24 protein-coding genes are annotated in these 22,086 nt (G+C 66.0%); 3 read left to right on the top strand and 21 right to left on the bottom strand.

Annotated elements, in window-relative coordinates; all coding sequences use genetic code 11:
* The first annotated feature begins 58 nt into the window (after positions 1-58).
* Genes MKD49_RS04840 through MKD49_RS04830 form a run of 3 tightly spaced genes read left to right on the top strand, consistent with a single transcriptional unit; the run spans position 59 to position 3,802 of the window.
* Positions 59-925 (top strand): intradiol ring-cleavage dioxygenase, encoded by an 867-nt coding sequence (locus MKD49_RS04840; RefSeq protein ID WP_121043593.1) that lies wholly within the window; start codon positions 59-61, stop codon positions 923-925.
* Between the two features lie 7 nt (positions 926-932).
* Positions 933-2,006 carry a maleylacetate reductase gene (locus tag MKD49_RS04835; protein ID WP_204725929.1) on the top strand — a complete coding sequence of 358 codons (1,074 nt, stop codon included), beginning with the start codon at positions 933-935 and terminating at the stop codon, positions 2,004-2,006.
* A gap of 59 nt (positions 2,007-2,065) precedes the next feature.
* On the top strand, positions 2,066-3,802 hold the full coding sequence (locus MKD49_RS04830) for a tannase/feruloyl esterase family alpha/beta hydrolase (RefSeq protein WP_252695606.1): 1,737 nt from the start codon (positions 2,066-2,068) through the stop codon (positions 3,800-3,802).
* A 20-nt stretch (positions 3,803-3,822) separates the two neighbouring features.
* On the opposite strand, the gene MKD49_RS04825 is transcribed toward MKD49_RS04830, so the two are convergent.
* From MKD49_RS04825 to MKD49_RS04725, 21 genes are all read right to left on the bottom strand, one after another.
* Entirely contained in the window at positions 3,823-3,993 is a 171-nt protein-coding gene (locus MKD49_RS04825; protein ID WP_252695605.1) for a hypothetical protein, read from the bottom strand.
* 112 nt (positions 3,994-4,105) lie between these two features.
* A complete protein-coding gene (locus MKD49_RS04820; protein ID WP_121043584.1) occupies positions 4,106-4,876 on the bottom strand; it encodes a hypothetical protein in 771 nt (256 codons plus the stop codon).
* 154 nt (positions 4,877-5,030) lie between these two features.
* On the bottom strand, positions 5,031-5,738 hold the full coding sequence (locus tag MKD49_RS04815) for a 4'-phosphopantetheinyl transferase superfamily protein (protein WP_121043581.1): 708 nt from the start codon (positions 5,736-5,738) through the stop codon (positions 5,031-5,033).
* Between the two features lie 6 nt (positions 5,739-5,744).
* Entirely contained in the window at positions 5,745-6,188 is a 444-nt protein-coding gene (locus MKD49_RS04810; RefSeq protein ID WP_121043578.1) for an excinuclease ATPase subunit, read from the bottom strand.
* Positions 6,189-6,240: 52 nt separating this feature from the next.
* The gene (locus MKD49_RS04805; RefSeq protein ID WP_252695604.1) at positions 6,241-7,485 is read right to left on the bottom strand and encodes a beta-ketoacyl-ACP synthase; all 1,245 of its coding nucleotides are present in this window, start codon (positions 7,483-7,485) and stop codon (positions 6,241-6,243) included.
* Positions 7,482-8,219: a 3-oxoacyl-ACP reductase FabG gene (fabG, locus tag MKD49_RS04800; RefSeq protein WP_252695603.1), complete on the bottom strand. Its 738-nt coding sequence runs from the start codon at positions 8,217-8,219 to the stop codon at positions 7,482-7,484. Before fabG ends, MKD49_RS04805 begins: the two co-directional genes overlap by 4 nt.
* On the bottom strand, positions 8,216-8,689 hold the full coding sequence (locus tag MKD49_RS04795; RefSeq protein WP_252695602.1) for a hotdog family protein: 474 nt from the start codon (positions 8,687-8,689) through the stop codon (positions 8,216-8,218). Before MKD49_RS04795 ends, fabG begins: the two co-directional genes overlap by 4 nt.
* Complete coding sequence (locus tag MKD49_RS04790) at positions 8,686-9,885, bottom strand: beta-ketoacyl-[acyl-carrier-protein] synthase family protein (RefSeq protein ID WP_252695601.1); 1,200 nt, start codon at positions 9,883-9,885, stop codon at positions 8,686-8,688. The genes MKD49_RS04795 and MKD49_RS04790 overlap by 4 nt, the downstream gene beginning before the upstream one ends.
* A 13-nt stretch (positions 9,886-9,898) precedes the next feature.
* Complete coding sequence (locus MKD49_RS04785; protein WP_252695600.1) at positions 9,899-10,468, bottom strand: DUF3261 domain-containing protein; 570 nt, start codon at positions 10,466-10,468, stop codon at positions 9,899-9,901.
* Positions 10,465-12,888 carry an MMPL family transporter gene (locus MKD49_RS04780; RefSeq protein ID WP_252695599.1) on the bottom strand — a complete coding sequence of 808 codons (2,424 nt, stop codon included), beginning with the start codon at positions 12,886-12,888 and terminating at the stop codon, positions 10,465-10,467. The genes MKD49_RS04785 and MKD49_RS04780 overlap by 4 nt, the downstream gene beginning before the upstream one ends.
* Positions 12,881-13,489: an outer membrane lipoprotein carrier protein LolA gene (locus MKD49_RS04775; RefSeq protein ID WP_121043562.1), complete on the bottom strand. Its 609-nt coding sequence runs from the start codon at positions 13,487-13,489 to the stop codon at positions 12,881-12,883. Before MKD49_RS04775 ends, MKD49_RS04780 begins: the two co-directional genes overlap by 8 nt.
* Entirely contained in the window at positions 13,486-13,950 is a 465-nt protein-coding gene (locus MKD49_RS04770) for a thioesterase family protein (protein WP_039787290.1), read from the bottom strand. Before MKD49_RS04770 ends, MKD49_RS04775 begins: the two co-directional genes overlap by 4 nt.
* On the bottom strand, positions 13,943-15,523 hold the full coding sequence (gene hutH / locus MKD49_RS04765) for a histidine ammonia-lyase (RefSeq protein WP_252695598.1): 1,581 nt from the start codon (positions 15,521-15,523) through the stop codon (positions 13,943-13,945). Before hutH ends, MKD49_RS04770 begins: the two co-directional genes overlap by 8 nt.
* Entirely contained in the window at positions 15,510-16,472 is a 963-nt protein-coding gene (locus tag MKD49_RS04760; protein WP_252695597.1) for an acyltransferase, read from the bottom strand. The genes hutH and MKD49_RS04760 overlap by 14 nt, the downstream gene beginning before the upstream one ends.
* Positions 16,469-17,245 (bottom strand): glycosyltransferase family 2 protein, encoded by a 777-nt coding sequence (locus MKD49_RS04755; protein ID WP_252695596.1) that lies wholly within the window; start codon positions 17,243-17,245, stop codon positions 16,469-16,471. Before MKD49_RS04755 ends, MKD49_RS04760 begins: the two co-directional genes overlap by 4 nt.
* Positions 17,242-18,999 carry an AMP-binding protein gene (locus tag MKD49_RS04750; protein ID WP_252695767.1) on the bottom strand — a complete coding sequence of 586 codons (1,758 nt, stop codon included), beginning with the start codon at positions 18,997-18,999 and terminating at the stop codon, positions 17,242-17,244. The genes MKD49_RS04755 and MKD49_RS04750 overlap by 4 nt, the downstream gene beginning before the upstream one ends.
* A gap of 10 nt (positions 19,000-19,009) precedes the next feature.
* Complete coding sequence (locus MKD49_RS04745) at positions 19,010-19,576, bottom strand: hypothetical protein (protein ID WP_121043555.1); 567 nt, start codon at positions 19,574-19,576, stop codon at positions 19,010-19,012.
* Between the two features lie 3 nt (positions 19,577-19,579).
* Positions 19,580-19,858 carry an acyl carrier protein gene (locus MKD49_RS04740; protein WP_083859617.1) on the bottom strand — a complete coding sequence of 93 codons (279 nt, stop codon included), beginning with the start codon at positions 19,856-19,858 and terminating at the stop codon, positions 19,580-19,582.
* 64 nt (positions 19,859-19,922) lie between these two features.
* Entirely contained in the window at positions 19,923-20,186 is a 264-nt protein-coding gene (locus MKD49_RS04735) for a phosphopantetheine-binding protein (protein ID WP_034333069.1), read from the bottom strand.
* A gap of 3 nt (positions 20,187-20,189) precedes the next feature.
* On the bottom strand, positions 20,190-20,978 hold the full coding sequence (locus MKD49_RS04730; protein WP_121043551.1) for a 1-acyl-sn-glycerol-3-phosphate acyltransferase: 789 nt from the start codon (positions 20,976-20,978) through the stop codon (positions 20,190-20,192).
* Positions 20,971-21,780 (bottom strand): beta-ketoacyl synthase chain length factor, encoded by an 810-nt coding sequence (locus MKD49_RS04725; RefSeq protein WP_209582555.1) that lies wholly within the window; start codon positions 21,778-21,780, stop codon positions 20,971-20,973. The genes MKD49_RS04730 and MKD49_RS04725 overlap by 8 nt, the downstream gene beginning before the upstream one ends.
* Between the last annotated feature and the right edge of the window lie 306 nt (positions 21,781-22,086).

The following is a 22,086-nucleotide window of genomic DNA, read 5'->3' as shown; positions in this document are numbered from 1 at the left end:
GGAAAAATCAGTCCAATCACAACACACACGCACAACACACAACAGCGACGAGGAGACCATGCTCAATCTCAATGAAGACACCATCACCCAGGCCGTGCTGGCGCGCCATGCCGGCATGCCCGATGAACGGCTGCGCCAGATCATGACCAGCCTGGTGCAGCACCTGCACGCCTTCGCGCGCGAGGTACAACTGACCGAGGAGGAATGGTTCGAGGGCATCCGCTTCCTCACCGAGACCGGGCAGCTGTGTTCCGACAAGCGCCAGGAATTCATCCTCCTGTCCGATACCCTGGGACTGTCGACGCTGGTGATGGCGCAGCAGAATCACAAGCCCGCCGGCTGCACCGAGGCGACCGTATTCGGTCCCTTCCACGTGGAGAATTCGCCGGTCTATCCGCTGGGTGCGGATATCTCCAACGGAGCCAAGGGCCAGCCCTGCTTCGTCAGCGGCAGCGTGCGCGGGCGCGATGGCCAGCCCGTCGCGCATGCCAGGATGGAAGTGTGGCAAGCCGATGAGGATGGCTTCTATGACGTCCAGTATCCCGACCTCGACCAGTTGCAGGCGCGCGGCACGCTGCATACCGATGCGCAGGGACGCTACCACTTCCGCAGCATCCTCGCCAATTCGTATCCGATCCCGCATGACGGACCGGTCGGCAAGATGCTGGAGACGCTGGGCCGTCATCCTTGGCGGCCGGCGCATCTGCATTTCCGCATCCAGGCCGAGGGATATGAGACGCTGATCACCCATGTCTTCCGCCGCGGGGACGCGTATCTGGAGTCCGATGCCGTCTTCGGCGTGCGCTCCACGCTCATCGCCGACTGGCCGCGCCATGAGGCCGGACGCGCGCCCGATGGCAGCACCTGTGAGCAACCGTTCTACACGCTGGACTATGATTTCATCCTCAATCCTCAGCGCACCTGATCCTGCCATGTCCCTGCCTGCCAACAACAGTTTTACCTATACCAGTTCCGCCGCCCGTGTGATCTTCGGTGCCGGCAGCCTGCAGCACCTGGTGCGCGAAACCGACCTGCTGGGCGCGCGTCGCGCCCTCGTGCTGTGCACGCCCGGCCAGCGCGCCGAGGCCGAGCGCGTCGCCGCCCTGATCGGTGAGCGCTGTGCCGGGATATTCGACCAGGCCGTCATGCACGTGCCCATCGAGACCGCGCGCCATGCCCGTGAAGTCGCACGCGAACTCGGTGCGGACTGCGCCATCGCCATCGGCGGCGGTTCCACCATGGGATTGGGCAAGGCGATCGCACTGGAATCCGAACTGCCCATCCTGGCCATCCCGACCACCTATGCCGGCAGCGAGATGACGCCCATCTATGGCATCACCGAAGCCGGCCTCAAGAAGACCGGGCGCGATGCGCGCGTGCTGCCGCGCACGGTCATCTACGATCCCGAACTGAGCGCGGGTTTGCCGCTGAAGCTGTCGGTGACCAGCGGCATCAATGCCATGGCGCATGCAGCCGAAGGCCTCTATGCGCCGGATGCCAACCCCATCATGTCGCTGCTGGCCGAAGAGGGGTTGCGCGCACTGGCGGAGGGCTTGCCGCAGCTGGTGGCGCGCAGCGCTGATCTGGCCGCGCGCAGCCAGTGTCTGTATGGGGCCTGGCTGTGTGGCACGGTGCTGGGCAATGTCGGCATGTCACTGCATCACAAGCTGTGCCACACGCTGGGCGGCAGCTACAACCTGCCGCATGCCGAGACGCATACCGTGATCCTGCCGCACGCGCTGGCCTACAACGCACCGGCGGCACCGGAAGCCATGCAGCGCATCGCGCGCGCCCTGGGGACCGACGATGCCGCGCAAGGTGTGCATGCATTGGCTGCCCGGCTGCAGGCACCGTTGTCCCTGCGCGAGCTGGGCATGCCGCATGAGGAGCTGGATCGCTGCACCGACATCGCCCTGCAGAATGCCTATGCCAATCCGCGCCCGCTGGAGCGGACGGCATTGCGGGCCTTGCTGGAGAATGCCTGGCAGGGGCGTGCGCCTGAGTGACGTATAGTGTGGCGGTGCAAGCGTTACGTAGACAACGTTGAGACCATCAGGAGACCGCCATGCCACGAACCACCCGCAGGCCCATGCTGTATCCGGCCTTGTTGAGTCCTTGCCTCATCGCGCTGCTCGCCGCATGCAGCAGCGCGCCCGAGAAGCCTGTCACCGACACGCCGGTGAGCACGCCGCAAAGCTGCACCGCCTTGCGTACCTTCACCCTTCCGGCCGCAGCCATCGGCCTGCCCACGCGCGGCGCACGCGTGACGGCCATCGAGAGCGTGGTTGCGAGCGGCGACGGCGCCAAGGCTGTTGGTGCTTACTGCAAGGTGAGTGGCGAGATCAGCCCGGTCGATCCCGCTGCACCGGCGATCCGCTTCCAGGTGGACCTGCCGGCGCAGTGGAATGGAAAGGCCCTGATGTTCGGTGGCGGCGGCTATGACGGCACCATTCCGGACGTGGCCGCCAACGTCCCTGCCGGCGCGGCCACGCAGCCCGGTCCCTTGGGGCGCGGCTATGCCACCTTCGCCAGCGATTCCGGCCACCAGGCCAATGCCACCACGTCGCGCGATGGTTCGTTTGGCAGCAACGACGAAGCCTTGCGCAATTTCGCGGGCGATGCCTTGAAGAAGACGCGCGACGCGGCGCTGGCCATCGTCACCGCCCATTATGGACAGCGGCCTGCACGGGTGTATTTCGCCGGCGGCTCCACGGGCGGACGTGAAGCCCTGGCCATGGCCAGTCGCTGGCCGTCTGATGTGGATGGCGTGATTGCCTTGTATCCGGCCTGGAATGCCGTCGCACTGAACCTGCAGTTTGGCCGCATGACGCAGGCCATGGCGCAGCCGGGGGCTTATCCCGATGCGGCCAAGCGCAAGCTCCTGTTCGATGCCGCCATGGCGGCGTGTGACCGTCTTGATGGGGTGGCCGATGGCGTCATCAGCAACGTTGATGCCTGCAATGCGCGTTTCGATCCGGCCACGGCCTCGCTCAACGGCAAGCCCTTGCGTTGCGAAGGCGGAGGCGAGGGCGGCGACGGTTGCCTGTCGGACGCGCAGATTGCTGCCTTCAAGGTCTTCAGCACGCCGCTGGAGTTGCCTTATCCACTGGCCAGCGGCGAGACGCGCTATCCGGGATTCAACATCTGGGGCACGGATTGGGGCATGGGCACGGGCAGTCCTTTCCAGGCCATCATCCAGACACTGGGACTGGGCACCGAGCAGCCCGCCAATCCGATGCCGGGCGTGAGCAGCAAAGGCAGTCCGCCGTATCACAGCACCTTCTGGGATCAGTGGGTGCGCTACTTCGTTACGCGCGATGTGAACTTCAATCCGCTGGCGCTGGATCCGCTGCGGCCGGGCGGATATCAGGCGCGGGTGGTGGCATTGAACGGCTTGCAGGATGTGAATCAGACTGATCTCTCGGCCTTCCGCAACAAGGGCGGCAAGATCCTGATCGCGCATGGCACGGCCGATGCGCTGGTCAGCACGCAGGCCACGCGGCAGTATCTGGGGCGCTTGCAGAAGGCGATGGGGGAACAGCAGCTTGAGGGCTTCGTGCGTTATTACGAGATCCCCGGCTATGGGCACGTGTTTGGTACGGCTTTCAATGCGTCCTGGGATTCACTGACTGCGCTGGAGCAATGGGTGGAGCAGGGGAAGGCCCCGGTGGATCAGATCGTGGTGGATACCACCGTGGTACCGGGCCGCAGCCGGCCGCTGTGCCGTTATCCGGCCTGGCCGCAGTATCGCGGGAGCGGGTCCGTGAATGAGGCGGGGAGTTTTGTTTGTGTGGGGCGGTGAGGCATTGATGCATTTACGCATCAATGTTTGGCATAGAGTCTGGCGACGACCATTCCAACGCGGCTGACTTTACCCGTGATGACCTCTTGGTCGCCCTGCGCCAGGATCTGCAACAAGGCCCGGACTTCCGGGTTTCTCCCGTGCTGGCCGATGAGAAAGCCGACGGGGTTGGCGTATAAGCGGTAGCGCATGACCATGCTCCAAATAGATGAGGGCATACGCTAGCTTTTTTGCGGTCCGGCCACAAGATGTACATGAAGAGGAGGCCGGCTTGAACCGGCCCGTTCATCTCCATGCCAGACGTCAATCCACCTCAGGCCGCAACTCATCCTGGAACTGCGCCACTTGTGCACCGCGCACCGAGCAGCCGATGCGGCTGCCGGGGAAGGCGGGGTCGCGCGAGGGTTCGATGACCAGGGTCCGTTCCCCCAGCACGTTGGACTGGCCGCGGTAATAGTCGAAGCGCGTCGTGCGGTGCCAGCCGCCGCGATCGAAGATTTCCATGCGCACGTAGTTGCCGTCCAGTTCGCGGCTGGTGCGCTTGAAGTTGGGGATGGCCGCGCCCAGCACCTTGGCCAGCTGTTCCGGCGCGGCCGGGCTGTAGAAGCCCCAGCTCATCTTCTGCAACTGGCCGTTGCTTTCCGTGCGCTCATCGTAATAGCCGCTCAGGGTCTGGCCGTAGGCCTGCGCGCTGCCAGCGGCCGCAATGCGGTTGCTGCCGGGTGTGCGACGGTCCGGCACATCGATGCTGGCTACCGGGCCCTTGAGCGTGACTACGAAGGCCGGCGGCAGGCTGCCGGAGAACTGGCGCAAGGTGGCCGCAAAGCTGGCGTCGCAGCTGGCCAGGGCCTTGATCACGTTCTCGTACGGTCCGCGCTGGTCGGTCACTGCGCTTGCCTGAACCTTGTTGCGCAATTCATTGCGGGCCTCGTTGCGCTGTGCTGCTTGCTGCGCCTTGATCTCCAACCGCTGCTGCTTGATCTGCAGCTTTGCCATCCGCTCTTCCGGCGTGGAGCAGGCGGTGGTCAACAGAAGTGTGCCGGCTGCGAGCAGCCAGGTGCGTGATGCGGACATGATTTCCCCTTGAAGTGTCTGCTGGTTGTAGGTCTTGTGTGTTGCTCCGGAGTGCCACTGTATTGCTCGCGCCATGCGAAGGTGTATTGCTCCGGTTTGCTGCTGTATTGCTTTGGTCTTGCTTGTGTATTGCCACTGTATTGCTGGCTTCTGGCTACGCTCCCAGCGCCGTACTGCTAGCCGCCATCTCCAGCAGCGCCTGCAGCGCAAGGTCTTGGGTACGATGCTGCCGCGCCGGCCTTGCAGTACATACGCACAGGTGATAGTGCGTCCCTTGCTCGTGATGCAGAAACGGCGTGGCATCGGCGGCCACGGGACCTTCGTGCCGGGCGGCATTGTGACGAAATTTGTAATCGGCCTCCTTGCCACACCACAGGCGATAGAAGGCGGCTTCCCGTTCATCCCCGCTGAGCTCTGCCAGGCCAGACAATTCTTGCGGCGTGAAGGCGAGATCGGCCAGTGAAGACAGGTCGCGTGCGGGAGCCGGTGCTTCGATGTCCACTCCGATCTGCGTGCCTACGCTGACGCCGCAGGCGATCCAGCCACGGCTGTGCGAGAGGCTGGCCGCTGGCTGTGTGATGCCATCAGCGGGCGCGCCGGCGATGCGCACCAGCGGGGCGGCACCGTGCCGTTCGCTCACTTCGATATCGTCCAGGCGGCAACCGCTGGCCTGCATCAGCGCATGCCGCATCAGCAGCCGCGCCAGCAGGAATTCGCAGGCGCGCTGCGGGCGCAGGAAGCCTTGCAGGCGCGTGCGCTCATCCGGAGACAGGACCGCAGCCAGCCGGCCCAGCGTGGCCGGGCACGCGTCCGCGCCGACGAAGGCGCGGCCATCCACGACCCAGGCCACGGTGGATGGCATGGCGGCTTACTGGCCCAGCTTGACGATGTCACCCTTGAGGGCGACACCGGCCATGGTGGCACCGGCGTGGCATTCGAACTGGGTGGCGCTGGCCATTTCATTCTTCTTGTAATAGCTCACGATGTTGACCACGCCATTGCCGCCCAGCTCGCGGGCCTTCTTGTGCAGCTGTACCAGCGCCGAGAGGAAGACCCACTTGCAGGCCTCTTCATCACTCTTGCCGACGGCATTGGTCTTCTGGTTGGTGACGTCGGTGGCGATCTTCTCCAGCACTGCCGGGTGCGCCTGGCCGGCAAAGTAGAACTTGACCGTGCCATCCAGGATTCCTTCCTTGTCCTTCATGTCGGCGGTACTGTCCAGCGGCAGCAGGTGCTTGGTATCGCGCGCCTGGGCCGGCAGGGCGGCGGCCAGCGCCAGGGTGAGTGCGAGGGTGAGGGAAATTGTCTTCATATCGCTTGTTTTCCTTGTCATGAGTGGATGCAGAGGGAGGGGCAGGAGGAGGTCAGGGCCAGCGCCTGAAGATCAGCGAGGTGTTGATGCCGCCGAAGGCAAAGTTGTTCGACATCACGTACTCGCACTGCAGCGCCCGGCCATCGCCGGTGAGGTAGTCCAGGTCGCCGCACTCCGGGTCGGGCTGCTGCAGGTTGATGGTGGGGGCGAACCAGCCGTGGCGCATCATCTCGATGGACAGCCAGGCTTCCAGCGCTCCGCAGGCCCCGAGGGTGTGGCCCATGTAGCTCTTGAGCGAGCTGATCGGCGTACCGTTTCCGAACACGCGCGCGGTGGCCTGGGTTTCGGCCATGTCGCCCTGGCGCGTACCGGTGCCGTGCGCATTGATGTAGCCGATGGCCGAGGGCGGCAAGCCGGCGTCGTCCAGCGCCATCTGGATGGCTGCCTGCATGGTGGCCGCATTGGGATTGGTGACGTGGGCACCGTCGCTGTTGGTGCCGAAGCCGACGATCTCGGCATAAATACGGGCACCGCGTGCCTGGGCGTGTTCCAGGTCTTCCAGGATCAGGCTGCCTGCCCCTTCGCCCAGCACCAGGCCGTCGCGGTCGCGGTCGAAGGGGCTGGGGGTGAGCAGCGGCGTGTCGTTGCGCACGCTGGTGGCGTAGAGGGTGTCGAAGACGGCAGCCTCGGTGGCGCACAACTCTTCCGAACCGCCGGCCACCATCGCCACCTGGCGCGCGCTGCGGATGGTTTCATAGGCATAGCCGATGCCCTGGCTGCCCGAGGTGCAGGCGCTGGAGGTGGTGATGATGCGGCCGGTGATGCCGAAGAACACGCCCATGTTCACCGGTGCCGTATGCGCCATCATTTTGAGGTAGGTGTTGGCATTGATGTCGCGGGTGTTCTTCTCGGCGAACATCATGGCGAAGTCGGCAATGGCATTGGGCGTACCGGCCGAAGATCCGTAGGCGATACCCAACTGGCCGCTCTTGAGCAGCGGATCTTCCAGCAGCCCCGCATCGGCCAGAGCCCATTCGCTGGCGCGCGTGGCCATCAGGGCGACCCGGCCCATGCTGCGGGTGGTCTTGCGGTTGTAGCGTTCGGACAGCGAGAATTCCACGGCCGGGGCCCCCAGGCGGGTGTGCAGGCCGATGTATTCATCCCATCCGGGCATGCGCTGCACGGCATTGCGCAGGGTCTGCAAATGCGCCAGCGCGCTGCTCCAGTCGGTGCCGATGGGGCTGATGCCGGCCATGCCGGTGACTACCACCCGGCGCTCGTTGCGGGGGCGCGTCATGCCAGGCCTCCGTTGACCGAAATCACCTGGCGGGTGATGTAGGCTGCATCGGGCGACATCAGGAAGGCCACCGCTGCCGCCACTTCCTCGGGTTTGCCGGCGCGGCGGGCGGGGATCAGCTTGAGGATCTCGTCGACGGGGGCGTCTTCGGTCATGTCGGTATCGATCAGGCCGGGCGCGACGCAATTGACGGTGATATCGCGCTTGGCCAGCTCCAGCGCCAGTGCCTTGGTGGCACCGATGACACCAGCCTTGGCGGCGCTGTAGTTGACCTGGCCGCGATTGCCGATCAGGCCCGATACCGAGGCCAGGGTCACGATGCGGCCGGCCGCGCGCCGCCGCACCATGGGCATGACCAACGGATTGAGGACGTTGTAGAAGCCATCGAGGTTGGTGCGCAGCACGCTGTCCCAGTCTTCGCCGGGCATGGCGGGGAAGGCGTTGTCGCGGGTGATGCCGGCATTGCAGACCACGCCGTAGTAGCAGCCGTGCTGTTCCACATCGGCCAGCAGGGCTTGCGCGGCCTGCTCACGATGGGCCACGTCGAATTGCAGCACGCGGGTCTGGCGGCCCAGCGCGGTGATCTCGGCGGCGACCTGGTCGGCAGCGTCGCGCCGGGCGTGGCAATGCAGGACGATGTCATATCCCTCGCGTGCCAGGCGCAGCGCAATGGCGCGGCCGATGCCCCGGCTTGAGCCGGTAACGAAAATGCTGTGTGCTCCCGATGTGGTCATGCCATGCCTTCTTGAAGATAGTGTGTTGCATCGTGCGGCTGGAATACCGACACGGTGGCTTGCGCCAGTTCTTGTTGGGTCGCCAGGTCGATGAGGCGGCACTCGAAGGAACCCAGTCCGTTCTCGGCCTGCAGCAGCAACTGCACCGACACGCCCAGCCGCATGCCGGTGGCGAACTCCGGCACGCTGCAACCATAGCGGCGTGCCCCCAGCAGGAAACCGATCTTGGCCTGGCCGCCCTTGATCCGTTCCTGGTAACCAGCCCAGGCTGCGATGCTCTGGGCCATGTATTCGATGCCGACCCAGGCGCCTACGCCAGTGCCGTTGTGGAACAGGCTCTCGGGACGGATCTCCAGCTCGGCCTGCAGCCGGTCTTCACTCACTGCGACCACGCGGTCGATGAGAATCATCGGCGCGGCGTGCGGCAACAACTGCTCTACCGGCGGGATGCTGTGCGGGAGCGAGCTCATGCGTTTTCCTCGCGCGAAAAGACCAGCGCGACATTGCTGCCGCCAAAGGCGAATGAATTGGAGAGTACGTGCTGCAGTGGCCTGCCGAGGCGCTGGCCGACCACGACCGGAGCCAACGGCGGCAGCGCCGGATCGGCAACGCCATCCCACAGGTGGGGCGGCAGCAGGCCCTGCGGGTTGTCATCCTGCATCAGCAGCCAGCACAAGCCGGCTTCTATGGCGCTGGCCGCACCTAGGGTATGGCCGGTGAAGGGCTTGGTCGAACTCACCGGCACCTTGAGCCCGAACAGTGCCTGCACCACCCGTGACTCCATCGCATCGTTCTGCGCCGTGGCCGTCCCGTGCAGGTTGATGTAATCGATCTGCGCGGCATTGAGTCCGGCGCGGTGCAGGGCCTGGCCGATGGCCAGTTGTGCGCCCCGGCCTTCGGGGTCGGGGGCCGAGATGTGATAGGCATCGGAAGACTCGCCCCAGCCACTGAGCCGCACCGGTGCGGGTTCGCGCGTGAGCAGGAACAATGCAGCACCCTCGCCGATGTTGATGCCGCACCGATGCAGCGAGAGCGGATTGCAGCGTTCGCTGCTTACCGATTCCAGCGCCGTGAAGCCGGAGATGGTGAATTCGCACAAGGTATCGACCCCGCCGCAGAGGACGGCATCGCACAGGCCCATGTTGAGCAGGCGCGCGGCGCTGGCGATGGCCTTGCCGCTGGAAGCGCAGGCGCTCGATTGCACGTAGGCCGGGCCGCTCGTGCCCAGCGTCAGTTGCAGCGCGGCGGCCGGCGACCCCAGCTCCTGCTGGCCGTAGTGGTAGCCGGGCGGGAAGCTGCCGCTGGCGGCACGCGCTGCAAAGGCGGCTTCGCCCTCGGCGATGCCGGAGGTGCTGGTGCCCAGCACGATGCCGATGCGTTCTGCACCGTAACGGGCGATGGCGGCATCGACCTGGGGACGGATGCGGTCCAGCGCGGCCAGCGCCAGGCGGTTGTTGCGGCTGCGCTCGCGCAGCGGCAGGTGGTCGCCTGCGGGAAAGAGCGTGTCATCGGTCACCGCGCCCAGGGCCAGCGGCGCACCTTGGGCGTCGCGGTAGCGCGCATCGGCGTGCAGGCCGCTGTGGCCGGCCAACAGGCGCGCGCGGATGGCCCCATGCGTGCTGCCGAGCGGACAGACCATGCCGAGGGCGTTCAGATAAAGGCTCATGCGTGTGGCGATGTCATTCAGAGGTCACCACCGACTGTATGGTCAGCTTGTAGTGGTAACGCAGATTGTTCAGGATCACTTTGCCTCCCCAGCGGCGCTGGTCGGGGTAGTCGATCACGGCAATCGTTTCGCCGTGGAGCAGGAGGGTACGTTGAGCCCGGGCTTCGCGCAACTCCCAGCCCTCGGGAAGGGCCTGGCGGATGGCGTCAGCCGGCCACAGGGTCAGCTGGACGTCCTGCAGTACATCTTCACCTTGCACGTGGCTGGGCAGCATGGGGTGGCGCCAGACCTGCAATTGCTGGCCGTCATAGTGAAGCGACATGACACGCTGGCCAAACGCCAGGCCGACCAGGTCGACATGGCTGGCATCGATTTCCAGCGCCGTGTCGAGCTGGTCGACACGGTTGCCGCGCTCCACCGTCAGGTGTTGCTGCAGGCTGATGTCCTGGCCCAGCGCGGCTGGCGGCAGGCGCAGGGACAGGCGCGCCGACGGCCGCGTATCCGGGGGTAGCGGGCTGGCACAGGCGCCCAGCAGCAGGACGATGGCGGCGCTCATGGCGGCCAGCAGGCGGTAGGGCTTCATGCGGATTCCTTGTCCGGCTGTGCGCGCTGAACCTGGAGCGGTTCGCGGCCGGGATGGGTGAACAGAGGGGCCAGCAGCCATACCAGCAGCATGCCGCACAGCATGGTCAGGCCGAAAGCGTGCAGCGGCGGGCTGTGGCTCAGGGCCAGCAAGCCGAAGGACAGCAATGCGCTGGCTGCCGACAGGCCCACGGTCAGCCAGGCGTGGGGACGCTGGTGGCCGGAGGCTTCCAGCAGGAAGATGCCGTAGTCCACGCCCAGCCCCAGCACCAGCAGTCCGGCCAGGACGTGGAACAGCTGCAGCGGCAGGCCCAGCCAGCCGAACAGGCCCAGCGTCAGCAGCGAGGCCAGCAGCGGCGGGGCCAGCGCGCGCCAGGCGCGGCGGCGATAGCGCAGCGCCAGCAGGGCGAAGATGGCGGCGTAGGCACACAGCAGCGCCCAGCCCATGGTGATGCGGTATTGGCGCAGTACGGCCGAAATGTCGCCCACCTTGTCCACCCATTGCACGCCCGGCAGTCCATCGGCCACGGCGGCCAGGCGGTCCAGCTGGCGATAGTCGGTCAGGCCGCGCAGGGCCACGATGCTGGCGTACTGGCCCTCCACTTGGCCCAGCCAGAGGTGGCGCGAGGTGGCACCGGCCGGGGTGGCCAGGAATTCTGCGGGGGTGAGCGGCTGGGCGTTGTCCAGCATGCGCTGGCGCAACGCTTGCGCCCATTGCGGGCTCTCATCGATGGCTTGCGCGGTGAGGATGACGGCGTCGGGCGCTGTACCTTGGGGCTCCAGCAGTGCGCGCCGCAGCAGGGTCAGGTTGTCCTGCTGGCGCTGTTGCGAGGGGACCCAGTTGGACACGGCCTGTACGCCGCTGATGAGCTTGCCTTTTACCAGGGGTTGCAGCTTCTCGCGCAGGGCTTCTTCCTGCCGCAATACGGCCTCGGGGGAGGCGCCGCGCACCAGGTAGAACTGGACCGGGGCGGCCATGTCCAGCAACTGGCTGATGCGGATCTGGTCCTGCAGCAAGGCCGGCGGACTGTTCTGCAAAGCGCGGATGTCGTCGCTGCTGTGCAGGCGGGTGATGCCGGCGAGGGCCAGCCCGATCAATGCCACCGCCGCCGGCAGAACCAGGTGCCAGGCCGCGCCGCCCAGCAGGTCAGGCCAGCGGGCGATGCTGCGGCCGAAGCGTTGCGCTTGCGGGCTGGCACGCAGGCTGTGCGGACCGATCAGGCGGGGGAACCAGCAAGCCACCGTGAGCCAGGCAAACACCAGTCCCAGGGCCGAGAACACGGCCATTTGCTGCAGGCCGGGGAAGGGCGTCAGGGCCATGCCGAGATAGCCGATCAGTGCCGCCAGCAGCATCAGCGCCAGCCCCGGCAACAGGCGGCGCAGCAGGGTTGTCGAGTCCTGCGTGGCCGGCGCGGCCAGGCGCGCGCAGAGAAAGTAGATCCCGTAGTCCTGGGCGATGCCGATCAGGCTGGCACCGAATACCAGCGTCAGCAGATGGATCTTCCCGAACAGCAGCATGCTAACCGACAGCGCACCGAGGCAGCCGACGGCGATGGACAGGGCGATGTAAAGAATCGGCTTGAGCGAGCGGAAGCTCAGCCACATCAGCAGCAGGATGCCCAGCAGCGAGCCGGCACCGATGGTGGCGCTTTCGCTGCCGGCCTGGGCGCTGGCAGCGGCCGCATGCAGGATCACGCCGCCGGTGATGACCTCGCCGGCCTCGCCGTGTGCCGCCTGGCGCGCCTGCGCCAGCAGCGGCACGATCTGCTCCTGCGCCTGCATGGAAAACGCCGGGGCCTTCAGTTCCAAGAGCAGCAGGGCGTAGTTCACGCCATCGCGCTCGACGAAGAGCTGGCCGTCGCGCGGGCGCACGGGCGTCTCCCTGGCGCGTTCCTGCACCCAGTCGCTGAAGAGTCCGAAAGGATCATCCTGCCAGGCACCCAGGCGGGGTCCGCCGAACGCGCCGTACAGGCCGCTCAAGGCGCGCTGGCTCCATGCCTGCGGCGTGCCGCTTGCCAGCTGGGCGCGCTGGGCCTCACTGAGCAGCAGGCTGCGGCTGCCCGCCAGGCTTTCGAGCCATTGGTTTTGCCATTGCGCGTTGTCGCCGCTGATCGGGGCGATCAGGCCGGAGTGCGCGCGCAAGACCGTGAGGTAAGCCTGCGCGCCGGCCTGGGCCCGGCTCCAGTCGCGGTCGCCCACCAGCACCACCAGCTTCTGCTGGGCCGCATCGACCATGTGCGAGAAGGCTTGCTGGCGTACCGCATCGCGGCCACTGGTGCCCGGCAGCAAGGCCAGGATGTCGGTATCGGGACTGGCGCGCTGGCCCAGCCACAGCCAGGCATTGTGGCCGGCCACCAGCAGCACCGCCAGCAGCCAGGCCAGCGCCAGCAGGCGCGGCAGGCGGCGCGCGGGCTTAGTCAAACAGGGCTCCTTCGTCGGCCGTCATCGCACCCTCGCCGGTCTTGACGGCCGAAAAACGGATCTCGGTGCGGTCGCCGCTGGCTTCCTTCATGTCGACCTTTTCCACATAGCCGGCACCGGCCAGGCTGATGTCGCCGATGGCCTTGGCCAGTGCCGGCTGGCGCGCCTTGAGCGCGACCTGCCAGTGGCCCTCGCGCAGGCTGCCATCGAGTTCGAAGAGCGTATCGAGCTGGCTCAGGTCGCCTGCCAGCAGGGAGAACAGCACGCTGTTGATCATCTTGACCACCGGCTCCTGTTGCGCATCGAGCTTCATGGCCACGCGGCCATCCTGGATCTGCACGATGGCCTCGCGCGTGATGCGCAGGGTGCTGGGGAAGGGCTGCAGTGTCTGCCACAGGATGCCCCGGCCCTTGAGCACGCAGAAGCGGCCCTGGGCCTGCAGCGGCTTCTTGATGCCGGTCAGTTGCTTGGTCTGGTCGAAGCGTCCGCACATCACGGCCGGCTTGGCCAGGGTGGCCTGGATCTGTTGCACCGGGGCGGCGGCGTGAGCGGGCAGCGCCGCCAGCCAGGCCAGGGAGACGAGGAAGGTTCTTGCGTTCATGGGGCAGGAGGCGTCAGTCCGAGCTTGTGCCACAGTACCGGGGGCGATACGAAGCACATCTCGTGGTTGTTCATCTGCACCGCCACCTGGACGGTGGAGGCGCGGGTCAGGCGTGCGCCGCTGGCGGCATCGCTGATGAGGTAGTCGATGCGCAGGCGGTTTTCCCACTCGACGATGGCGGCACTGACGCGGATGCGCTGGCCGAAGCGGGCCGGTGCGGCATAGCGCAGGTGCAGATCGATCACCGGCCAGCCATAGCCAGATTCCTTCATGGCCGGATAGTTGTAGCCGAGGCCATCGAGCAGGGCGCAGCGCGCGGCTTCCATGTATTCGACATAGCGGCCATGCCAGACGATTTCCATCGGATCCAGGTCATAGAACTGGATCTGCAATTCGACTTCGCCGCGCCACGGGGAATTGGCCAGGGTGACTTTGCCCGCCGGCAGGACGGTCTCACTCATACAGGCTCCAGGCCTGGGCGCGGATACGCTGCAGCAGCAGGCGCAGGTCGGGCTCCAGCATGCGGTCTTCATCGACCACGGCAATGTCTTCGGCCAGCGCGGCCTGCATGGCGGCCAGGCGGCCGGCGGGCAGATCCTGCAAGGGCGTGTCGCCGGCCTGCTGGCGCTGGCTGCGCAGCCAGACACCCTGGCGTACCGTGATCAGCAGGGCGGCGGCGACCTGTTCGGTCAGCTCCAGCACGCGCAGGCAATCGCGTGCGGCAATCGTGCCCATGCTGACCTTGTCCTGGTTGTGGCATTCGGTGGAACGCGAGAAGACCGAGGCCGGCATGGTCAGCTTGAGGGCTTCGGCGGTCCAGGCCGAGGCGCTGATCTGCAGCGCCTTCAGGCCATGGTTGATGGGGGCGCGCGGGCCTCGGGCACCGGACAGATTGGCCGGCAGGCCGTTGTTGTAGCGCTGGTCTACCATCAACGCCATCTGGCGGTCGAGCAGGTCGGCGATGTTGGCCACGGCGGTCTTCATGCTGTCCATGGCGAAGGCGATGTGGCCGCCATAGAAATGGCCGCCATGCAGCACGCGTTCGCCGTCGGGGTCGATCAGCGGGTTGTCGTTGGCACTGTTGAGTTCGTTCTCGATGAACTGGCGCAGCGACGGCAGGGCGTCATTGAGCACGCCGATCACGTGCGGCGCGCAGCGCACCGAATAGCGATCCTGCAGGCGCTTTTCGTTACGGTGCGCCTGGCCGCACGGCAGGTCGCGCTGCAGCCAGCCGGCCACCTGCTGCTGGCCCGGATGCGGCTTGGCCGAGAACAGGGTGGCATCGAAATGGTGGGCATTGCCGTCCAGCGTGAAGCTGCTCATGGCCGTGATGCGGGTGGCCAGCTGGCACAGGTAGCGGGCGCGGTCGAAGGCCAGGCAGGCCAGCGCGGTCATGACGGCCGTGCCGTTCATGATGGCCAGGCCCTCCTTGGGACGCAACCGCAGCGGCGTCATCCCCGCTCCCGCCAGTGCCTCGGCGGCCGGCACCGTAGAACCGTCGCGCCAGACCTGGCGTTCACCGCACAGCACCGCCGCCAGGTAGGACAACGGCGTCAGGTCGCCGCTGGCACCCACCGAGCCCTCGCAGGGAATCTGCGGCAGCAGATCATGGTGCAGCAGGCCGGTGATCTGTTCCAGCAGCGCCACGCTTACGCCCGAGAAACCCTGGCACAGCGAATTGAGGCGGGCGGCCAGGATGGCGCGCGATTGCTCCGGCGTGAACAGCGCGCCCAGGCCGCAGCCGTGGTAGGTGTAGAGGTGGTGCGGCAGTTCCGGGACCAGTTCGGGCGGGACGGTCACCGTGCAGGAATCGCCATAGCCGGTAGTGACGCCATAGATGGTGCCATCCTCGCGCAGCAGGCGGTCCAGGAAATCGGCGCCGCGCGCGATGCGCGCACGGAAGCTGTCGGCATCGTGCAATTGCGCCGTGCGCTCGCGCCGCGCCAGTGCCACGACATCCTCGATGGAGAGAGGCTGGGCACCGAAGCGGATGGGGCTGCTGCTGGCGGAAAAGGAAACGTCAGTGTGAGGCATGGTGTTCGTCCAGGGCCGAGTCGGCCCAGAAATCATAGAAATTGAACCACTGGTAGGGCGCTTGCAGGCAATGCGCTTCCAGTCGTGCGGCGTAGGCGCTCGCCAGTTCGGCCAATACTTCGTCGCGCTGCTTGCGCGGCAGGACGATGCGGTCGCGGAAGGCTTCGAAGCTCACCTCCGCGCCCTCGGCGCTGCGGCGCGAGAACATCAGGTAGACCGGACATTGCAGCAGTGCCGCCATCACGTAGGGCCCGATCGGGAAAGGCGCGATCCGGCCCAGGAAGGATGCGCGAGCTACCCGAGGCTGCGGCGAGACCGGGACGCGGTCACCGGCGATGACCACGAACTCGCCCTGCGCCACTTTCTCGGCCAGCACCATGGCGGTGGCCGGGGACATGTCGGTGACCTGCATCAGGTTCAACTGGCTGCCGGGATCGAGCTGGGCCAGCATCTGGTTGAACGCCTGGGCATGCCGCGTGTGCACCAGCACCGTGAGCTTCAGAGCCGGATGCTGGCGGCCGATCACGCGGCACAATTCGAGGTTGCCCAGGTGGGTGCAGATGATGAGTCCGCCGCGTCCGGCGGCGATGGCATCGGTGATATGGGCGCTACCGCTCAAATGAACTTTATTGATCGGGAACAGCCCGCCCCACAGCAACATCTTGTCCAGCAGGCTTTCGCCGAATGCGGCGAAGTGAAGGAAAACGCCAAAAAGTCCGGACCGCAGCGGCAGTTGCGGACGGTAGCTGCGGACTTGCGCCAGGAAGCTGCGCGAGGCCTGGCGGGCGCGGCCATTGGCGGCGATGTACCAGCACAGCACCGGATAGAGCATGAGCCGGAAGGGCAGCCGGCCCAGCAGGCGATGGACCGCGAACAGCAAGCGCATGCCGGCCACGAAGCTGACTTCGTTGATTTGCGCCCAATGGCGCGCGCGGGGTGGCTGGCTCATGCGCTGCGTCCGCCCAGCCGACGCCAGCTGCCGCGCGCCAGCAGCACGGGCGCACGCAGCAGCATGCCGAAGAACAGGCGGGCATGCATGCGCGAGATCAGGACATTGTCCAGCCAGACCTGGAAATGCGACACGCCGTCGGCCGGATAGCGCACCCGCGTGGCGAGGTTCTGCACGCGCAGACCGCGCCAGTAGAGGCGTACCAGGATCTCGGTGTCGAAATCCATGCGCCGGCCGATGTGAGCCTGGTCCATCAGCTGCAGCGTCGGAGCCAGCGGATAGAGCCGGAAGCCGCACATCGAATCGGCAATCTCCAGTGAAAGCGTGTTGATCCACACCCAGACGTGGGTCAGGTAGCGCGCATAGAGCCGGCCCTTGGGTACGCTCTCGTCGTAGATCGGCTTGCCGTTGATCACGGCGGCCGGCGCTGCCTGCGAGGCCGCCAGAAAGCGCGGGATGTCGGCGCTGTCATGCTGGCCGTCGGCATCGATCTGCAAGGCGTGGGTGTAGCCGGCTGCTGCAGCGTGGCGCAGGCCGGTCATGACGGCACCGCCCTTGCCCTGGTTGTGCGGATGGACCAGCAGCGTGATGTGCTGCGGATCGGCTGCGGCCAGCTGCTGCAGCACGGTGGCGCAGGCGGGACTGCTGCCATCGTCAACCAGGATGCAGGGCAAGCCGTGGCCGCGCACGGCGGCGACCACCGCGCCGATGGCGTGTTCGTGGTCATAGACCGGGATCACCACGATGGTGCTGTGTGAGATGCCGGTCTTCATGCCGCCCCCAGCAGGAAGCGGCCGCTGGCATGCTGCCCGGCCTCCGAATGCAGACGGAAGGCCAGTTGTGACTTGGCCGCATCGTGTTGCAGTTCCAGCACGACGCGCATGCCGGGCGTGATGACGCGCTGGAATTTCAAGGCCTGCAGGCCCAGGAACCTTGGTGGCAGGCTGAAATAGCGTCGGCCCAGGATCAGCGACCACTCGGTCTGCACCACGCCGGGCAGGATGGGCGAGCCGGGAAAGTGGCCCTGGAAGTAGAGCAGGTCGGCGGGGATCTCCAGCCCCAGTTGGACCTGCTCGGCGGTGCGTTCAAGTTCGGTCACCCTGGGCAGGGTCGGCGGGCTGGTATTTGCCGCGCCCGTGTTTTCCAGGAGTGCCGTCAGTGCCGAGAGCGTGACCTTGCCCTGCGGGTTCAACGGTAGCGCGGGCAGGTAACGCCACAGGCGAGGCAGGGCGATGGCTTCGACGGCATCGGCCAGGCTGGCCTTGAGGGCGGCATTGAGGGCCAGTTTGCCCTGGCCATCCAGCACGGCCTGGCCTTGCGCCGTCGGCACCACGAAGGCGGCGATGAACTGGCGCGCCCTGCGGCCCTGGTGCACGATCACGCGCACGTCTGCCACCAGCGGGCTGGCGGCCAGTCCTTGTTCGATGCGGGTCAGAGAGATGCGCTTTTCTTCGAGCTTGACGATGCGGTCGCTGCGTCCGCGCAGTTCGAAAGCCGCCGGCAGGCCATCCACCAGCACCGCGCGGTCAGCCATGCTGAACCACTGTTCATCGGGCAGATGCGGAGAACGGACTTGCAGCGCGCCTTCGGCACCGATGCGTACCGACACGCCGGGCATGGCCTGCCAGTGTTCGAGGCGTTGCAGCAGATCACTCTCCGGCTGCCGCCAGGCGATGCCACCGGTCTCGGAGCTGCCATAGATTTCCAGCGGACGGTGACCCAGCAGGCGGGCGGCATCGCGCGCGGCCTGTGCCGGCAGTGGACCGCCGGACGAGAAAATGGCGCGCAACTGCCGCGCGTCCGGCTGCGTGGCCTGCTCGGGCAGACGCGTCAGATGCGCCGGGCTGGACAGCAGCAGCCAGGGACGCGGACCCGTCATGCGCTGCAGATCCTCCGGGAAGAAGGCGCTGCCGGCATGGATGGGACGTCCCGCACAGAGTGCCCAGAGCACTTTGAACAGCAAGCCGTAGATGTGCTGGTGCGAGATCGTGGCCACCACGTCGGCCTGGCCCACGATGCTGCCGAAGAGCGCCTCCAGCGTGGCCACTTCATTGGCCATCTGGCCGAGCTGCTTGGGGATGGCCTGCGCCTGGCCGGTACTGCCGGAAGTGTAGACCACCAGCCCGGTGAAATCGGCGCGCAGGGCAGGCCAAGGTGCGAGAGCATCGTCAGGGATGGTATCCGCAGCCGGCCACAGGGCCGGCCAGTGGGCACCGAAGTCTCCCGCGAATGCATCGACCTCGGTACGCAGCTGGCGGCAGGTCTCGGGCAGGGTATCGCTGGGCAGGTAGGCTGTCTTGCCGGCCAGCCAGATACCAAACAAGGCGGCGGCGAAATGCAGTGTATCCGGATGGAACAGCGCAATACGCTCGCCGGGCGTGGCCATGATCAGATGCCGCCAGCGCAGCACCTCGGCGCGCCAGGCGGTGTGCGTGAGTGCGGCCCCATCGCGCCACCCGATCACGCGCTCACCGTCGAAGGCCTGGAAGGGGAGCTGCAGCAGATCCAGCCGCGTGGTCGTGTTCATGGCGGCCACCTCACGCATGATGCTGGCGGCGTACATACAGACGCACCAGATATTCGCCGGCGAACAGCACGCCCATGGCGACGTAGGAGATGACTCCGGTGTACATCGACCACACCGCAGGGGAGGCCCACAGGGCGGTGCCCAGGGCGATGCTGCCGTTGACCGCGAAGAACAGGCACCAGACCTGGGTGACCCGGCGCGTGTAGGCGACGACGAACAGGGGCAGGTCCGGAGAACTCAGGCGCGCCATGCGTTCGATCACCGTGGGCGGCTTGTAGAGGCTGTAGCCGAACAGCGCCAGCATGCCGGCGCTGATGGCCACCGGATAGAGCTTCAGCGGCAGCAGCGCGTTCCAGAGCAAGGCCGGTGCGGCCAGCGCCAGCGCGGCCACGCCCATCCAGCGCAGGGGGCGGCCAGTGCGGCTGGTGAACAGGCGCACGGCGGCGATGAGCACCAGCAAGAGGGCCAGCAGGCGCGGCTCAAGCTTGCCGTGGGCATACCAGATCAGCAGGGGATACAGCAGGATCAACAGCGGGCCGGCCAGGCTGGCCAGCCGGGACATCGCAGGAGGCTTCATGCCTTATGCGTGCGCTTGTTCGCGCATCAGGTTCGCCAGGATCTCGACCACATCCTGCACGGTACGCACGCTACGGAAGACGTCGGGCTGGATGCGCTTGCCGGTAGTCTGGTTGAGTTTGACGACGATGTCGACGGCATCAATGCTGTCGATGTCGAGGTCGGTGTAGAGGTTGGACTGGGGCGTGATGGCGGCTTTGTCAAGCTCGAACATCTCGTGCAGCATATCGACGATCCACACGGTGATTTCGTCCTTGGTCATGTCAGGTGTGAGAGTGGTCATGATCTGCTTCTCTTGCAAGTGGCTTGGCGGGGTCGTTATTGAAATGTGCAGCGTGGAGGGCTGCTCAGGCGGTGGCCTGGTGGCTGGCTACCAGCGCAGCCAGCGCCTGAACCGAGGCGAAGTGCTTGCGGGTTTCTTCGGAGTTGGCCGAGAGCTTGATGCCGTAGCGTTTCTGCAGGCTCATGCCCAGTTCCAGCGCGTCGATCGAATCCAGCCCCAGGCCATCCCCGAACAAGGGCGCGGCGCTGTCGATATCGCCGGGAGTGAGGTCCTCCAGGTCGAGGGCCTCGATGATGAGTTGCTTGATGTCTTGTTCCAGATCGTGCATCGCCTAGTTCTCTTTCGTGAAGTACTGTTGCAGGTAAGTCGTCAACTGGCGCGCCGCCAGAGTCGGTTGGTCGGCGCCGGCTGCTTGCTCGCTGGCGATGATGTGGTCGAGATGGAGGTCTTCGCCGATATGCAGCCGGAAATGTGCGCGCGTAGCAGGTACCTTCCACCATTTCTCGCCCTTGGCGAGGGTGCCGGGCGTGCAGCGGATGCGCACCGGGGTGATGGCCCATCCGCCGCGTACGGCCACATTGGCTGCGCCGCGCTTGAGGCTGATCCGGCCATCGCTGGGCGTGCGGGTGCCCTCCGGGAAAATGATCAGGTTGCCGCCGCTGCGCAGGGAGCGGATGCAGTCCTCGATCAGGTCAGGTCCCTGGGCATTGCTGATGTAACCCGCCGCACGGACCGGGCCGCGCGTAAAGGGATTGCGCCATAGTGCGCCCTTGACGATGCAGTCGGCATGGCGCACGAAGGCCATCAGCAGCACGGTATCGATGAGCGTGGGGTGGTTGGCCAGGATCAGGAGACCATGGCGATCCAGCCGTTCGAGTCCGGTAATTTCATAGCGGATCACGCCGCTCATGTGCATGACCTCGACGAAGGCGCGAAATGCCAGGCGGATGATGTGGCGTGCCCACTTGACGCGCTGCTGCGGATCGCGGACCAGGCACTGCAGGATGGGGAAAACCACGAGCCGCAACATCAGCCCGCCCAGGCCGAAGAGCGCAAAGCACATCCCCGTGGCCACGATGCGCCAGCCACGGTCGATCAATGCCAGGGCCCGTTCAAGCATGCCGCATCCAGTGCCAGCGGCGGCCATCGGCCTGGCGGTGCAGGGTGGACGTGGACGCGTCGAGGAAGAAGCGCAGCACCGCGGCCGCGCCAGCGGTGGCATTTTCAGAGGGGAGGGTGCCGTGGCCCGGCTGAATCGGTTGCCATTGCAGAGACACGGTCGGAAGCGCGCCGTGTTCGTCGGCGGCCTGCATCAGCCAGGACCAGCCGCAGGGCTCTTCGTGTTCATCGGCGAAATCGGAAAAGAGCGTGGGGAGCGGTGCATCGGCGACCACCAGCAGGACCTGCCGCGCGCCATCGGCCAGCAGGCCGCAGGCTTCGATGACGGCATGTTCGACCGTACTCTGGCCGGCTGCGATGGCCACCGTATTGGCCTGGCTGCCACGGGCGATGGAGAACAGGCCGGCGTTGGCGTTGTGTACCGAGAGACTGAAGGCGGTGGGCGACATGGGCGCAGCAGCGGCCAGGGCCATTTGCAATTCCACCGAACGGGCGCATTCGCCGTGGCGCGAGGCAAACACGACCGGCATGTCTTGCGCGTCCTTGCTGGCGTCGTCGGCGGGGCTGGATGCAATGGCAGGCGAGGCCGCACTCAGTGCGCCATAGGCCGCCTCGAGCGCCAGCTTGCCCACTGGGCTGGTCCGTCGACGCAGCATGGGCGGCATGGACTTGACTGCTGGTTCCCCCGAACCAGCGGCCTGGCGATCATCGCTGATCCAGCGTTGCCAATCGGCATGGGATTCGATACCCGGAACCCACTGCGCGTGCGACGCGATTGAAAAACTGACATCCCCTGAATACATATCTTGAAAAGCCCGAGGCTTCTGCTTGGCGGTGTTATTTACCGGATCCCCCTACCAGTTCGGACCCCATTCATCGGTGCGGCCCGCGGTCAACACGCTGTTTTCTTGTTGATTTACAGCGTTTATCCGGTGTCTTGAAACGTTACAATTTGTAAGACCGGGTAATGGTACGACAAAACCTCATTGAAATAACACGAAATTTTCACGAAGAATCGCGGAGAGCCATGACCCAAGGGCTTATGCACTGAGTGGACGTTGTCGTTTGGGTACGCGCTCTGTCGTCCTGCAGGGTAAAACTGTGCTGAA

This window comes from Herbaspirillum sp. WGmk3 (genome assembly GCF_023952535.1).
GTDB lineage: Bacteria > Pseudomonadota > Gammaproteobacteria > Burkholderiales > Burkholderiaceae_D > Herbaspirillum > Herbaspirillum huttiense.
Note: the sequence above shows the minus strand (reverse complement) of the source record. Positions and strands in the feature narration are given on the sequence as shown.